Raw genomic sequence first — 16776 nt, 5'->3', positions numbered from 1 at the left:
CTTTAGGGGAATTTTTTCAACTTGAACAAAAAATTTCGACTGATACATTATGTAATGTTATGAGTCTTCGTAAAATACTGTAATACCAAGCATTTTCACAGTCTTCCCCAACAATTTGAACTTAACCGGATTGGTCCGGCCAAACGATTATTGGAAACTGGAATTTCATATCCGGAAATAAAAAAAATCACAGCCGTTATTCGCTCATTGGAGTAGGGCTGTGACTTTTGATTCCATCTAAAAATAATATTCGCGCGAAGAGGAGCTTGCTCGCCGTTTAACGATAAAAGCCAAAGTGGCGGGGCAATTACCGCCACTTTGGCTTAATCCGTTTCCATATACGGTCGAATGAAAAACCGAAAACTACTGTTTCATTTGTTTCGCTAAAAATTCGGCGGCAGTCTCGACGATCTGAGCCTCCAATTCGCCGATGGATCCATGCGGCTCCTGAGTGGAGAGGATCATGACGCCGATCGGCTCTCCTCCCGTGCAAATCGGAACAATCACCTGAGCGGTGAATCTGCAGCGCCCCGTCTCTGCCCTGGGGCATCCCGCGCAGTACGGGTGCGAGCCGGGTCTGGACATCCGCACGGTTTTGCGTTCCATGATGCTTCGCGCGACCGCCACGGCGAGGGGCTTATTCAGAAACTCTTCCGCCGGCGCGCCGGCAACGGCGATCACTTTTTCCCGGTCGGCAATGCAGACTTCATGTCCGGTCGACTCATACAGCGAGTCGGCGTAGTCCTGCGCAAAATCGCCGAGTCGGCCGGCGGGAGAATGTTTTCTGAGAATGACTTCGCCGTCCCGGTTTACCACAATCTCAATCGAATCGCCGTCGCCGATCCATAAAATTTTTCGAATTTCCTTGGGAATGACCACTCGCCCTAAGTCGTCGACCCGCCGCACAATCCCAGCCATCGCCATCCATCGTCCTCACATCGTAGTTTACGAATCTGCTAAGGAGTGGGCCGGATCGAAACGAGCCGGATGGCTGTTTCGCCGGCCACTCCCAGCATTTACATTATAAAGAGGTTACGCGCTTAGCCCTGCAACAGTTGCAGCGCTTGTTGCGGTTTCTGGTTGGCTTGGGCCAACATCGCCTGGCTGGCTTGGCTGAGGATGTTCATCTTGGTGTACTCCATCATCTCGGAAGCCATATCGACGTCGCGGATGCGGCTCTCGGAGGCGGTCATATTCTCGGTGGCCACGCCCAGGTTGTTGATGGTGTGTTCCAGGCGGTTTTGGACCGCGCCGAGGCTGGACCGTTGGGCCGATACCCGGCTCTTCGCCGCGTCGATGACGGTCACGGCTTTGGAAGCGGATTCCCTGTCGGTGATCAGGATGTTATCCACGCCGAGCGCGGCCGCGCGCATGTCGCCGATGGCGGCGGTCATGTCTTGGCCCTCGTTGGCGCCGATCTGGAAGGTCTGCGAATTATTCACCACGTTAATGGTGGTTTTGTAAGAGCTGGAAGCATTGGCGGCCGCTTTGAAGGTTTTGGTCGTCGCGTCCCAGGTGGTGGTGATATCAGCCTGGCTGTCAAACTGGACATCGACATTCTCGTCGACCACGCCGACGATCTTGTTGCCCTGGATGGAGACGTTCTGGGCGATGACGTTGGACGGATTGGTGGCGTCGGTCACCGTCACGCTATAGTTGCTCTCGGTGGCGTCTTGCAGGTTGGAAAGGCCGAGCGCCTTGATGACTTCCTCGTCGCCCACGATGTTGATCTGGCCGTCGGTTCCGGCTTTGGCGGAGCGGATGACCATGCTGCCGCCGGTGGCCTCCACGCCGGAGGGGTCGGCGGTGGTAACGTAAGAGACAAATTTGTCGGCATTGGCCGCGCCCACGATCTCGCCTTGGCCCAGATCATCGGCAATGGCTTTGTTCAATTTATTGACCACATCTTTGAGCGTGTCGCTGGCGTACAGTTGGACCGAGGTTTTTTTGCCATCTCCCTGGATCAGGGTAATGGTCTTCGGTTGATCCAGCAGGAATTTGCCGTTGGCGTCGGTGAACTTATCGATGGCGGAGAGTTTGGTATCCAAAGAAGCCAATTTGCCGGCACCGTCTTCAGCGGTGAAGGTCACAGCACCTGCTTGAGTAGTTAAACCACCGACCGTTAAAGCAATATTGCTGTCATAAACCTTTCCGTTTGAATCCAGAGAATACATTTTGAAGTCACTGGCCTTATTGTTGAGGACACCCGCATTCAAAACATATGTTTTTGCTTCTCCGGTATCAGCATAATCGCCGTCGCCGTTTGCGTCATATTTGGAGGTAACTGTGTCATTGACACCAGTGTTGGCATCCGCCTTGATAAAGTAAGTTGCCTTATCCCCAACTTTCAAATTAGTGGCAAGCCCGGCAGCATAGTCAATTGTAGGCAACCCGGCTCCCAGCGCAATGCTGCCGGCCGCGGATAAATTGGCAGAGGCTGTTGTCTCACCATCTAAAACAGTGCCATCCAGGTTAACAACATGATAACTGATCTTGTAAGATACATTATCTCCGGCAACGCCTGTCACCTCAAATAGAAGCGAAGCGTTTTGAGCCGTGTTGGCAGCAACATTAGCCGGAGCAGTTCCAAAGATACTAGCCGCACCATTTTGGAAATAATGTGATGTTTCTGTTAACGATGCATCCGGACCACCAGCGGCTGGATTTCCAGCGGCTATGTCAATCTCGTATTTACCGTGTTGGACTCCATTGACGTTCACTTTGCTGATGCCGGACTTACTGGCGTCATAGACTAGATTGGAAACTACATCGCCTTCCTTGACTTTGAAAACGTTGGTCTTCTGGATCTGGCCCTGGCCGGCGGTGGCGTCGACGCTCAGGGTATAAGCGCCGCTGTTGGTGACGGCGCCGCGCACAAAGACGCTGGTGTTGGCGTTGTCCGAGGAGATGATGGCCGAGGCGGAACCGTCGAGCAGGTTCTTGTTGTTGAAGGTGGTGGTGTTGCCGATCCGGTCGATCTCGTCTTTCAGTTGATCGATCTCTTTCTGCATCTCCATCCGGTCATTCGCGGTGTAGGTGGCGTTGGCCGCTTGGTCGGCCAGCTCGCGCATGCGGTCGAGAATGGCGTGGGTCTCGGTCAGCGCGCCTTCAGCGGTCTGGATTAAGGAGATGGCGTCCTGGGAGTTGCGGGTGGCTTGGGTCAAGCCTTTGATCTGGCTGCGCATGGTCTCGGAGATGGCGAGCCCCGCGGCGTCGTCGGCGGCCCGGTTGATCCGCAGGCCCGAGGAGAGTTTCTCCATCGACTTGGACATCACATTGCTGGCGGAATCTAAGTTGCGAAATGCGGATAATGCCGGGATGTTGTGGTTGATTCTCATTGTTTCTAAATCCTCCTTGAATTTTTCTTGTTCGGGTTTCCTTTACCCTAAGTTCCCTACGCTCTTTCGACGGCCGTCTGAAAAATGCGGGAAGCGGTATCCGCCGGGGTTCATCCTGAGCTCTGACGGTTACTTGATATTTTTTTCGTACGAATTCTCAAAAAGCTTTAGAAAAATTCCATTTTTATCCAATGTGTAAAGAAAGGTTCTCCCTCAATGATTCAGGTTAACTTATTTTGTTAACTGCCTGTGCGTCCTCTTTGACCCGTCACATATCCGGAGCGGAGATTTTCTTCGCATCTCAACAACCGAAACCCTTGGAATCTAGCCTTTTTCCCGAATTGGACTTCTGGATGAAAATCTAGGTTGACCGTATTTTTCGATCCAATATTTTGTAAGATATTTACTTTATATTACCGTCAACTTACTATGTTATTTCAATTACCTAAAACAAAGCACGAATTCCTTTATTTGTATTCGAAAGAAAAATATACAAAAAAATTTAACAATTCTTTTGATGAAACTTTTGAAAATAACTCTTCATTATTTTTTAAAATGAAAAAGCCGCCCTTGCGGACGGCTCTGATATTGAATCATTGGAATCGAAACCAATCTTACCCTTGCAGCAGTTGCAGAACGGCTTGGGGTTTCTGGTTGGCCTGGGCCAGCATGGCTTGGCTGGCTTGGGTCAAGATGTTCATCTTGGTGAATTCCATCATCTCGGAGGCCATGTCGACGTCGCGGATGCGGCTCTCGGAGGCGGTCATATTCTCGGTGGCCACGCCCAGGTTATTGATGGTATGCTCCAGGCGGTTCTGAATCGCACCGAGGCTGGAACGTTGGGCGGAAACTTGGTTGATCGCCTTGTCGATGATGGTGATGGCTTTGGAAGCGGAGTCGCGGTCCGTAACCAAAATATTGTCCACGCCGAGCGCGGCCGAGCGCATGTCGCCGATGGCGGCGGTCATGTTTTGAGCTTCATTGGCGCCGATCTGGAAGGTCTGGGCATTGCCGACCAGGTTGATGGTTGTCGTGTAACTGCCCGCTTTATTGGCCATCGTAAACTCTTTGGTCGTGGCGTTATAGGTGATGTCGATATCGGCGTTACTGGCGAACTTTACATCCACATTCTTATCCACCACGCCGACCAGGGTGTTGCCTTGAATTGAAACGTTCTGCGCGATCATATTGGACGGATTGGTGGCATCGGTCACCGTGACGCTGAACTTGCTTTCGGTCGCTCCTTGAACATCCGACAGACCCAAAGCGCTGATTAAGGCTTCGTCGCCGACAATGTTGATCTTGCCGTCCGCGCCGGCGTTCGCGGAGCGAATGACAATGGTGCTTTCCGCCGATTCGACGCCGCTGGAATCGGGGTTGGTGACGAAGGAGACAAACTTGTCGGCGTCGGCCGAATTCGTCAATACGTCCTTTTGGCCGAGCCCCTCGCCGATGGCCTGATTCAGCTTATCGACCACATTTTGAATGGTGTCGCTGGCATAAAGCTGCACCGAAGTCTGTTTGCCATCGCCTTGGATCAAGGTCAGTGTCTGCGGCTGATCCAGCAGGAACTTCCCATTGGCGTCGGTAAATTTATCAATGCTCGAAAGCTTGGTATCCAAAGCCGCGGTTTTGCCGGCGCCGTCTTCGGAAGTGAAGGTCGCGGCGCCATCCCCCATGCCGCCGATGGTGGTGGAAATGGTCCCGGCATAGCTTTTTCCGGTAGTGGTGTCCAGGGAAAACACTTTAAAGTCGGAAGTTTTATTGTCGAGCGCCCCTTCGGCGACCACGATATTGGCCAACGTGCCGGTGGCGGTCCCGCTAATGGTAACGGCGTCGTGCGCCGCGGCATCCCCATCCGCTTTGAGCGTAAAGGTTTGTTTGTCGCCCACCGTCAAACCGGCGGCAGTGCCTCCGCCAAGCGTAATGCCCACGGAATCCAGGGTCAAAGTCTGGCCGGCGGTCACATCATTCAAGGTCCAGTTGGTCGTGCCGGAGTTGGTGGTTCCGTCATTGGCCATACTGGACCATTCGATCTTATAGGTGATCGAATTCCCGTTGATCCCAGTGATCTCCGCCATGAAGGACAGGTTTTTGGCGCCGTCCACATCGGCGACGGCCAAATCGGCGCCGGCGTCAGCTCCGAAAATATTCAGCGCGGCGCCGGCATTCTGCCGGTAAAACTGCACCGCGGTCACTGCGGCGTCGCCCGTCCCGGTACCGCCCGCCGCTTGAGCGGCATCGGTCGTTAAGGTATAGTCATCATGCTGTAAACCGCCAGCTTCCAATTGGCTGATTCCGGTGGCTGCGGCAATGGTAAGATTCGAGGTCACGTCCCCTTCGCTGATCTTGAAAACATTGGTCTTCTGGATCTGGGCTTTGCCGGCGGTGGCTTCGATGGTCAGCTTAAATGCGCCGCTGTTGGTGATCGCGCCCCGCGCAAAGACCTGAGTATTGGCGTTATCGGCGGAAACGATGGCCGAGGCCGAACCGTCGAGCAGGTTCTTATTGTTGAAGGTCGTGGTGTTACCGATCCGGTCGATCTCGTCTTTGAGCTGGTTGATCTCCTTTTGCATCTCCTGACGGTCATTGGCGGTATAGGTGTCGTTCGACGCCTGATTCGCCAACTCGCGCATCCGGTCGAGGATCGAGTGGGTCTCGGTCAGCGCGCCTTCAGCGGTTTGGATCAAGGAGATGGCGTCCTGGGAGTTGCGGGTGGCTTGGTTCAATCCTTTGAGTTGGCCGCGCATGGTTTCGGAGATGGCGAGGCCGGCGGCGTCATCGGCGGCCCGGTTGATCCGGAGGCCGGAGGATAGTTTCTCCATCGCCTTGGAATTGGCTCCGGTGGCGGCATTCAGGTTCCGGTAGGCATTTAACGCGGGAATGTTGTGATTGATTCTCATGATAAGGTTCCTCCTTGAATTGAGTTGATCGGGTATCCGTACCCGTTTCCCTGTTCCGTCGCGGTTGGCCACTCCGGACGGTCAAGGGGGTAAGGCGCTGCTTCGGCATCCTTTCCTCCACCGCTGCCTCTTACTTATTCTTCGTAAAAAACGCTTCGGAACTTAACTTGTAAATTATAACAACGTCCAGTTAACGATAGGTTTTTCCAGTAATTTTATCCCAACTTTTGATGTAAAAAAAAACTTCCGGACTACATTGATTGGAGTCCCTTTTTCCCTCTTTTTATGTCAAAAACCAACCCGCTGCAACTGGTTGGTTTTTGACATAAGCCGTTAAAAGCCCGCCCATCTTTATCCATCGCCGCAACGTAATATTCGCTAAAAGCAAAAAATTTCGCATCTTCAGCGGGACCGCCCGGAAAGTTCCAGCGGATCCCGAACTAATTCTTAATACCCCGGATTAAATAAATTCTGGTATTCAACCCAATGGCAAAGGTGGAAATCTTGCCGATCCGGATCAATCGCTGATATCTTTGGATGATTTTTATTTCCGAATCAAACCATCGAACATGGCCCGCGGAATAAAAGTCGGGGACGCTGAATAAGACCTGCGCGCCCTCGCGGATTCGTTCTAAAACTTTCAGATCGTCTTCGATGTGTTCCAGTACTTCAAATAGGACCACCGTATTATAGGCCGTATCGAATATATCGGTGGTATAGGCGTTATCCACCCGAAATAATTGACGGTATCTATCGTTTCTGATTTTCGCCATTTGGATCGCTTCCACACTGAAATCGATCCCGCGGTATTGCGTCATTCCCTGATCAAAAAGATATTCCGCAAATTGTCCCGGTCCGCAACCAATATCGATGATATTCGGCTCCGGAATAGCTTTCATCATCTCCGCCGCCTGGACCCACATCGGAAAGTAATGCGTCTCGGAATAGTGCTTAAAATAAGTCTGATTCCATCCGCCGGTTTTATAGATGCGGTCATAAAATTCGTCGTTTCTTTCCGATTCGCGAGGGGCCGCCTCAGCGCTGCCGGATAAGCCGTTCGAAGCTGCGATTTCATTCAAAATTTCACTGAGACGCTTTGTTAATTCCCGGCGCTCGTATTGTTTTACTTCGTGGGTTACCGGCAGGTTTTCAATTTTCCCCTCGCGCCAAGCGCGATACATCCGGAGCAGATAGTTTTCGATGCCCGCAATATCGTTAAAATCGATGTTTTCGCCTCTACCGGTTCGCTGAATCAGCGCATCGACCAAACTCCCCCTGGGCGAAAGGGCCAGGATTGGCTTACTCAAGCGCAAGTATTCAAAAACTTTGCCGGTATACACCGCTTTATTGCTTTCTCCCGCTCCAACGACCAACAGCAGAAGATCCGCTTTCGCAGCCAACGTCAGGCTGTCTTGATGCGATAAATAGCCATGAAAAGTGACAACCTCCGCTAGATTTAATTCTTCTACGTACCGCTTCCAATGCTCTTCATTGTCCGTACCGGTGAAGGCGATCTCGATCTCTGCTTTGGGAAGCAACTTCTTGCGGATTAAATTTCGGATAGCCTGCAAAAAAGTCTCCGGCGTTCTGATCATATAAAAGATCCCGTTATGGACAATGGTAAATTTCCGCCGCTCCCGTTCGACAATGCCGATAGCTTGAAAATCATCCTCATCATAGCCGTTGGTAATCGTAACTACCTTTTCCCGATTCAGCCTGAAACCTTTGATATAGTTTTCAGCCGCCAGTTCCGTTGTGCTTAGGACCTTATGGGCGTTATTAACAATGACCTCTTCCATCCGCCGCTGTATCTTGTAGATGATGTGGCGTTTGTCGACATTGGGGAGATACGGATTATTAGTCCATTCATCCCTGAAATCCGCCACCCACGGTTTGCCGTACTTTTGTTGGAGGTAAAAGCCCACGATATGGTCGGAATAGGGCCCGGACGTCGTATAGATTCCGTCGATCGTATCGAAATCGATCTCGCTGGGGATTTTATCCAGGACTGTTTTGGCCCAGACGATCGGCTGCTCCGGCAGGAAGATAAATTTCTTGAAATTTTCCTTGGAGCGATTCAGCTCTTGGATATATTTGGCCATCAATGCGGCGTCTTGGACGACGCCTTGATACAAAGCGAGTAATTGTTGGACATCCTGACTGCCGATGGCGCTCGTCTCATGAATCCTCAGGATTTGGAGGTCCTCGGGGATTTCGGAGAGCATGGTCTCATCTCGGAAGTAAAAGTTCGCTTCCCCGACCGTCACCACGATCGGCTCCCAGCCGAATTCGCGCAAATACTTAATGAACTTTAACGTGCGCTGAACGCCGGAACCGCCCAGCGGGGGGAAGATATAGGCGATGATCAAGACTTTCTTTCTTTGGTTATACTCCTTGATGACGGCCAGTTTTTCATACTCCGCCAACTTGTCGTTGACGGCTGGCGAAATTTCAGAGCCGCACACCTTGCTCAATCGTTGGAATATCCGGTAGGCGCTGATAAGTTTATTTTTGATCTCATGCACGGAAGCCAGATTGTATAACAGATCACCGTTAAGCGGCTCCAGACTCAGCCCGGAGAGGATCATTTCACCCGCCTCATCGGGTTTTCCCTCCCTCACCGCAATGACGGCTTTGATACAAACGATCTCCGAATCCGCCGGCAACTTTTTCTCATATTCATGGACCATATATTTGGCTTCAGCGATTTTATCAAGCTGGATCAGTTTTTCCAGCATCTGCTTATAATTCCGTTTGACATCCTCAACGCTGCTCCTCGCCGCTTCGGACCGTTGCCGGGTTGCGGCCGGTTCCGGTCCCGTCCCTTCGGGTTGCACCATCGACGATTCATCCTTTGCCCGGCTGCCGCAGGAACTTCCCAGGGATTGCGGACTGACGTTGTCCGGCTTTTTCGCGGCTCGTTGCGAAGCCCACTCCATCAATTCCTGGATATTCTTGCCGCGGTACCCGGAGTCCAGCGCCTGGGCGAAATATTCCGCCGCCCCCCGGTAATCCTTCATTTTATAGCGGCAAAAACCGGCCTTGAAATAATAAACCCCGGTTCTATCCGCCCCCAGGCTCTTCGCCTGCAGCGGCTGGAGATAGACCTCCAGCGCCTGGCGAAACAGCTCCTGCCGGACCAGGATCTCGCCTAATTTAAAATAGTATTCCTCCGGAACCAGGGCGAAAAAGCTTTTTCCCAAACATACCATCCGCGCCAGGGATTCCGGGCCGCAAAGCCCGGCAAAGTCCGTTACTAGCTTCAAATAGCAGGAAAAATCCTCCTCCGTCAGCGAATCTCCCGCCCCGCCGCCGAAGAACGCACCGCTCAGTCTCCGCCATGAAGGATTCAAACCCGGCCCCAGTTGGCCCAGCCAACCGAGATCCCCGCCGAGCAGCAGCGCTCCCACTGCCAGGCGTTCCGCGTCACGATCGCCGGTTTCCCGGAAAACAGCGGCGAAATATTGAAAGGCCTTCTCAAACTGGCCGTTGCTTAGCAGCACCATTCCCCCGTATTCCCGGCGGCCGAACCGTTCCAGCCGGATTTTCTGATAATAACCCAGGACCAGCTTGGTTTTGAATCGCGACAATTCCGCCACCAAGAAGTCAAGATCCGCCGCATCGCCGGTATGATACAGGCGGTTCAACAAGAAAACCACCTCCGCTGGATTTTGAGCGGCAATGCGGAAGATTAGGCCCCGCAACGCTTCGGAGTTGTATCGCTCTTGCTCCAAGGCCTTAACATAGTGATCCAGGGCTTTGACGGGCTCATTCATTAAATTGTAAATCTTGGCGATGGTGGCATTCGCCTCCAACGCTCCCAGAAACGATTGCTGCGCGCTTCGGTATCGCCCTTGCTTCATCCAAAAACAGGCTTGGTGGAATAGAATCTCCGGATGACGGGGAAATTTTCGGACGGCCCGCTCCCGCACGGCATCGATGGCTGCTTCGTCATAGGTTCGCAGCTTCATCATGCTGTCCATCAGCGTCACATACGGCTTATAGGCGAGCATCGTCAGGAACGAGCCTTCTCGCTCGATCGCTTGATGGGCAAAACCGATCGCCTTTTCATACTCCCCCAGTTTCCAGTAACCGTCGCTCAGATAATAACAGGTCAGGTAGCGCCCCTTCCCCTGCTGTAACTCCTCTTCCAGCAACGCATTGTTGCGCCGGATCTTATCGGGCACCGTTTTCCCGGTATATCCGGTATGCCGGATGACGATCAGCCGGCCGGGGGCAGTGGCCGACCGGACGGGCCGACCGTTGCGGAAAATGCTCTCATGGACTTTTCCTTCATAACGGATTTCCCGGGAATTGCGGAACAGCCTCACGGTCGGATTGCTCCCCCGAAGGCTTCCGTCGACTCCATTCGTATTCTCCATCAGACAGGTCACTGCATCGATCTTTGGATTGCCATGCAGCTTTTCCAGCAGCGGGCGAATATTCGGGACGGTTTCGGCGAGAAAATACTCATCCGCGTCCAAAAAAATAATCCAATCCCTTTTTGCCTGCTTCAATGCGTAATTTCGCGCCGCGGCGAAGTCGTTTCGCCACTGGAAATAGAACACCCTGGCCCCGATCTGCTTGGCGATTCTTACCGTATCATCCGTCGAGCCGGTATCGACCACGATCATCTCATTGACGACCTCTCTCACGCTTTGCAGGCAACGGGCGATGGTCGCGATCTCGTTTTTAACGATGACGCATGCAGAAATTTTTACCACGTTTCCACTCCTGTAATATCCTTTCAATAGCAGCCGTTTCCTTGCTAACACAACTGCTGCTATCTCCATCGGGGATAAGTTAAACGAAGCACTTGAGTATTTTCCATCCAGCGCCGCGCGGATGGTTTGAGTCAAGTTCCGCCGTTCTGAATTGAAACAGATTGGCTGACTGAAGTATCGCTGCGGAATGTTGGAAATTCATTTAAGAAATAAAAGGATTGTTCTGAATCGGATCGTCATATGGTAAAAACTTTTCAAAGAAAAACCATGATGCCGAAGAACTGGTTCGTATCTCCAACCCCCCAAACATCCAAACCCCCTCGCTCACTCCCCGCGCGAGGCTCACGGGTTCCCAGCGTCTCCTTTCACAATTCCTGCGCAACCACACAAGGTAACCGTGTAACCTCGCTCCTAAACAGAGTGACCTTGCACGGCTATCATGCAAGCTCGCTCATCCACAGCGCAACCTCGCACAGTTACTGTGCGACCTCGCTTATTCACAGTGCATCCTTACACAGTTACTGTGCAAGCTCGCTCATCCACAGCGCAACCTCGCATAGTTACTGTGCAATCTCACTTATTCACAGTGCATCCTCTCACAGCTATCGTGCAAGCTCGCCCATTAACAGCGCAACACACTCAGCTGCAGCGCGAGCACTCTCATCAACTGATGGATCCGCCATTTTGAGCAGCGGACTCCTGTTTCGTTATTTTGAGAGAAATTTGATTCAGTCCAAATTTTTGCGCGAAAAAGAAATATCGATTTTTCCTTTTTTGTGATAAGCTCAAATGAGAAGATGGATAAGCCGCCCAATGTTCTTGAAAGTCACTTTTTCCGGCGAGACATCGGGTTCCAGCGCCGCCGGGAGCGCGCTGATTTGAAATAAGGAGGGATTGCGTTGCCCATCTGTCCCAATTGCACTCAATCGCATCCGGCGGCGGTTCATCGCTGCCCCGAATGCAGACTGGATTTAATCACCGATCAAACCATGCTTTCCGAAGCCAAACTGTATCAGGCGGCTTTTGCGCTGCAAAATCAAAACCAGTTTCAAGCCGCTTTAAATCTTTATCATTGGTTGATAGAACTCTACCCCGGCACTCCGGAAGCGGACCATGCCGCGACCCAAGTCCAAACGATCGAGTCAACTCCCATCGACCAAAGGCCCGGGCCCGAGAAGAACGCCGAAAAACCGGAAGCCCTCCCTCTTCCCGGTCCGAACCGCGAAAACAGCCTGGCGAACGTCAGGAAGCCGATGTTGACGGTCTTTTTCAACATCGTCGGCATCTTCTTTCTCTCCGGCGGCGCAGTCTATGCCAAGCTGCTCTGGCCCGATATTTACGTGACCGGCGGTTTGAGCACTGTCGCGTATATTCCGAGCGTGACCTGTTTGATTTCTGGAATCATTCTGGCCATTGTCTTTTACGCCTTGGGGAAGATCATCGATGATCTGGCCTTCATACGGCACCAAATCCGGCAGCTGAGACAATGACGCAGGCGCGGGTCGGAAAGCAAATCAAATCAGTGAAAGCACGCCTTTCCGAACCAAAAGGGCCGTCCCGGAGTCTACTTGCCGGGACGGCCCTTTTCACTTGGGAAAATTCCGTTGATTCGGCAACTTATTTCCAACATCCGGCAGGATTCTGATGAGATTTACAGAAATCCTCGGTAATATTATTTCACTCGATAAAAAATAGCTCACAATTTGAAACCACGAAAACTCGGATCAGTTTCTGAAGCTCCAAAAAAGGGCTGAACTTTCCAACATGATATTTCAATAACGGCCCGCGCGGCCGTTTTTTTTATGTGGGGGTGAGCTCATTGTCAGCCAATCAAGAGAGGAACGAATCGTTTCTACTTTTGGCGGGAATTGTCATCGTTTTGACCTTCCTCGCCGTGATCAGCGCTTCTCCCCGAAACGCCCGGCCGGCGAGTCAGGCTCAAACCGCAGCCCAAAAGGAGCATCAAGGCAGCTATCTCGATTATCCCTACTCCTATTCACGCCAAGACGGCAAATTCATTTTCCGCTTCTCGCCAACTCCCCTCCCCCCGGATGAAGGCACCGTCCTGGGAGCAATGCTCAAAGCGATCAAAGACATCGATCATCCCATGCAGCTCTCCGATACGACTCCGCACATTAAAAAGGCCTCCGCTGGGACCGAGATTGTCTACTTCATCGGAACCCATTGGACCTATAATTTTTTACGTCAAAAAAACGCCGATGGCACAGTTCGCGGATTCACGGCCTGGAAGGAATGAGGCGGAATAGAACAACCCGGCGACTGATAATTTTACCCAATCGCCGGGCTTCAAAAAGGAGGTAATGGGGGTATGCGCTTGCCCGGAGAGCCTGGTCTCACTCTCCTTACTTTATTTAACGTCTTCGGGCCGTTTTTGTTCCCGACCCGGGTTTTTCATTGCACTTCTCCCTTCCCACCCCCGGAACGGAGGAATAAGATACCCGCTGAGACGCTCGCACAAGCACGATGAACCGTTGTTTATAAAAACAAAATGACAGCCGAAAAGGCTGTCATATCAATTTCTTTGTATGGTGCGCCCGACAGGAATCGAACCTGTGCACCTGGCTCCGGAGGCCAGTGCTCTATCCCCTGAGCTACGGGCGCTCAGTCAGTAGGATTATTGTACAATATCCTGAGTGAAAAGGCAAGAGAAAAACCTATCCAAAGATGGACTTTTTTTCTGATGCACACTCCCGGGCATCGACCGGAGGTCATTGGGTCGACCGTGGGAAACACAGGTTTTTGGCACAGTTTGGGCCATCCGCCAGTATACTGTAGTATCAAGATCTATGTATCAAAAGAGGTGATCCCGAGATGGCTCGACAATGCCCCCCCGGAACGACAGCTTACACCATTAAAGCCGGGGATACCTTCTACAGACTGGCCCAAGAATACAAAACCACCGTTGCGGCGATCAGTGCCGCCAATCCGAATGTCAACCCCAACGCGCTTCAAGTCGGCCAAGTCATCTGCATTCCGCGCGAACCGACTCATCCTGCCTGCCCGGAAAAGAACTATTATACTGTTAAAAGCGGAGACACGCTGTATAAAATTGCCCGGACTTTCAAGCTTTCCGTGGATGATCTGGAAGAAGCCAACCCCAGCATCGATCCGAACCGGCTCCGAGTCGGCCAGGTCATCTGCATCCCGCTGGCGGTCCCGCCCGCGGTTTGTCCCGAAGGCACCAGTGCCTATACCATCAAGGCGGGGGATACATTTTATAATCTAGCGGTTCGTTTTAACACCACGGCGGATGCGATCGCCTCGGCCAATCCCGGACTGAATTCCGAGGCGCTTTTGATTGGCCAAACTATTTGCATCCCCGGTAATACTGCTCCGGCTCCGGCGCCGGATCAAACCGAAAAGTCCGCGACCGCCAATCCCGAGGTTAACACCTGCCCGACCGGGACTTTCTCCTACACTGTGAAGGCCGGTGATACTTTTTACTCCCTGGCCCAACGGTATCGCACGACAACCGATGCGATAATCCGGGCCAACCCGGGAATCAACCCTAATAGTCTACAGTTGGGACAGACGATTTGCATTCCCGGACCCCTGTCTACGCCTACGCCGCCCGTTACGGCTTGCCCGAGTGGTTCCACGAGTCATACCATTCAAGCCGGCGATACGCTTTATGCGCTCGCTCAAGCGTATGATACCACGGTTCAAGCCATCACCAGCGCCAACTCCGGACTTGATCCCAATAACCTCCAAGTAGGCCGGAAGATTTGCATTCCGGGCACTCCGCCCCCGGTGACACCTGCCGCGGCCTGTCCCAGTGGCTCGACGACTTATACGCTCCGGGCCGGAGATCTGCTTTATAATCTAGCGCAAAGGTATAATACCACCGTCGAGGCCATTATCAACGCCAACCCCGGGCTCAATCCCAATCTTTTGCGGGTTGGACAACGGATTTGCATTCCTCCCACTCCGTCCGTGCCAGCGCCGCCCACCGGTCCCTGCCCCGGCGCCAGTTATACCATTCAAGCCGGGGATACAGTCTACGCGCTGGCTCAGGAATATAATACCACCATCGCGGAGATTCTCGCCGCCAACCCCGGACTCGATCCCGATCGTTTACGGATCGGGCAGCGGATTTGCCTTCCCGGCACCGCTGCGGGAGGAACTCTCAGAGAGGAAACTGCACCGGAAACTTTTCATGGCGATTTCGCCGAAGCTATTTCCTGCACCATTGGCACCTTCGCTTACACGATCCGCTCCGGCGATACTCTCTATCTTCTGGCTCAAAAATACCGGACTACGGTCGACGCCATTCTCAGGGCCAATCCGGGTATTAACCCCAACGCTTTGCAGATCGGCCAGTCGCTCTGCATCCCTGGCTCCGCGCCGACCAGTTGCCCCACGGGAACCTCGGCCTATATCGTCCAATCCGGCGACACACTGTACAGTCTGGCCCAAGCACACCAAACTTCGGTGGATGCTATCGTCCAAGCAAATCCGGATCTAGATCCGAATCGTCTGCAGATCGGCCAATCCATTTGCATCCCCGGTACGGCCCAGCCTCAGCCTCCGGCGGCTTGCCCGGACGGTTCATCAGCTTACAACGTTCAACCCGGCGATACGTTGTATGCGCTGGCGCAGCGGTTCAACACCTCCGTCAACGCAATTCTTCGTGTAAACCCCGGCCTAGACGCTAACGCCTTACAAATTGGGCAATCCATCTGTGTTCCGGGCCAAATATTGAGGCCCTGCGCCGACGGGGACGAACGTTATACCATTCAAGCCGGGGATACCCTAAATACGATCGCCCGACGGTTCAATACTACGTTCGAAGCCATCCTGCTTGAAAATCCCGGTCTCCAGCCCGACCGTTTGCGAATCGGAGAACAGATTTGCATTCCGAAACGCCGCCTCATCTACACCAACCGGCAGTTTGGAGTCGTCTTGCTATACCCCGCGGGTTGGCAGCGGGTTAGCGATGAACGGTATGAGGGTTCCAGTGGCTTCTTCCAAGTTTCGGCCGCCGGAAGCGGCATAACTTCGCTGGAAGAAATGTGCCGGAATGAAGCCTTCCAAAATTTAAAACCCTATGGCAGCAATCCTACAGTCAACCGGACCACCGTCGACGGTCAGGAGGCCTGCTCCATTCTGCCCTCTTCCGACCAGCCGGCGGAGATGAAACAACAAGCCGCGGTGATCGTCCGATATCCGCGGCCAGTCGAGATTAGCGGGCAGACCTATAACTTTTTCGTGCTCTGGGCCGACCGAAACCACTTGAATGGCCTGGCGGCGACGCTTGAATTCCTGTCTTCCTAAAAAAGAGCGGGGTATCGTTGCGACAGTACCCCGCTCTTTCCTCTGATACTGAGCTTTTGTGAACACCCCGGCCTTCGGACGGGGTTTATCACAACGCTTCTAACCTTGGGATAAAAAACCGATCCGGACTTTCCGGTTGCGCGGACCGTCAAATTCGCAAAAATAAATCCCTTGCCAGGTGCCAAGCGCCAAGCGGCCATCCTCCACCGGAACCATGCAGGAAAAGCCCAATAGCGACGCCTTCAGATGGGCGTCCGAGTTGCCCTCGCCATGCCGGTAATCGCCATGGCGCGGCACCAACTTTTCAAGCGTGACCAGAATATCGCGGACCACATCGGGGTCGGCGTTCTCGTTCATCGTGATGCCGGCGGTGGTATGGGGAACAAAACAGTAGCAAACCCCATTTCGAACATTAACCCGGTCCAGCTCGGACTGGATGCGGGCCGTCAGATCAATCAGTTCCGTTCGTTGCCGGGTCGGAACTCTCAGCTCTTGCCACATGCGAACTCTCCTCTC

Annotated in this window: 8 protein-coding genes and 1 tRNA gene; 3 read left to right on the top strand and 6 right to left on the bottom strand. The window is 52.9% G+C overall.

Features of this window, described 5'->3' with window-relative positions:
- Positions 1–363: 363 nt before the first annotated feature.
- From EDC14_RS08970 to EDC14_RS08955, 4 genes are all read right to left on the bottom strand, one after another.
- Positions 364–924: a stage V sporulation T C-terminal domain-containing protein gene (locus EDC14_RS08970; RefSeq protein WP_132013945.1), complete on the bottom strand. Its 561-nt coding sequence runs from the start codon at positions 922–924 to the stop codon at positions 364–366.
- Between the two features lie 116 nt (positions 925–1040).
- On the bottom strand, positions 1041–3338 hold the full coding sequence (locus tag EDC14_RS27515) for a flagellin N-terminal helical domain-containing protein (RefSeq protein WP_132013944.1): 2298 nt from the start codon (positions 3336–3338) through the stop codon (positions 1041–1043).
- A gap of 614 nt (positions 3339–3952) precedes the next feature.
- Entirely contained in the window at positions 3953–6241 is a 2289-nt protein-coding gene (locus tag EDC14_RS27510; protein ID WP_132013943.1) for a flagellin N-terminal helical domain-containing protein, read from the bottom strand.
- A 440-nt stretch (positions 6242–6681) separates the two neighbouring features.
- Positions 6682–10965, bottom strand: a complete 4284-nt coding sequence (locus EDC14_RS08955; protein ID WP_165907902.1) for a glycosyltransferase — start codon at positions 10963–10965, stop codon at positions 6682–6684.
- Positions 10966–11864: 899 nt separating this feature from the next.
- On the opposite strand from EDC14_RS08955, the gene EDC14_RS08950 reads away from it, so the two are divergent.
- Both EDC14_RS08950 and EDC14_RS08945 read left to right on the top strand, forming a co-directional pair.
- Positions 11865–12455 (top strand): tetratricopeptide repeat protein, encoded by a 591-nt coding sequence (locus EDC14_RS08950; RefSeq protein WP_132013941.1) that lies wholly within the window; start codon positions 11865–11867, stop codon positions 12453–12455.
- A gap of 329 nt (positions 12456–12784) precedes the next feature.
- Complete coding sequence (locus EDC14_RS08945) at positions 12785–13222, top strand: hypothetical protein (RefSeq protein WP_132013940.1); 438 nt, start codon at positions 12785–12787, stop codon at positions 13220–13222.
- Positions 13223–13512: 290 nt separating this feature from the next.
- Here EDC14_RS08945 and EDC14_RS08940 read toward each other — a convergent pair.
- Positions 13513–13587, bottom strand: a tRNA-Arg gene (locus tag EDC14_RS08940).
- Between the two features lie 210 nt (positions 13588–13797).
- On the opposite strand from EDC14_RS08940, the gene EDC14_RS27235 reads away from it, so the two are divergent.
- Positions 13798–16260 (top strand): LysM peptidoglycan-binding domain-containing protein, encoded by a 2463-nt coding sequence (locus EDC14_RS27235; protein WP_243662863.1) that lies wholly within the window; start codon positions 13798–13800, stop codon positions 16258–16260.
- Positions 16261–16359: 99 nt separating this feature from the next.
- Here EDC14_RS27235 and EDC14_RS08920 read toward each other — a convergent pair whose 3' ends face one another.
- Positions 16360–16761, bottom strand: coding sequence for a secondary thiamine-phosphate synthase enzyme YjbQ (locus tag EDC14_RS08920; protein ID WP_132013939.1), 402 nt, complete (start codon positions 16759–16761; stop codon positions 16360–16362).
- Between the last annotated feature and the right edge of the window lie 15 nt (positions 16762–16776).

It is taken from the genome of Hydrogenispora ethanolica (genome assembly GCF_004340685.1).
GTDB classification, from domain to species: Bacteria; Bacillota; UBA4882; order UBA8346; family UBA8346; genus Hydrogenispora; species Hydrogenispora ethanolica.
Note: the sequence above shows the minus strand (reverse complement) of the source record. Positions and strands in the feature narration are given on the sequence as shown.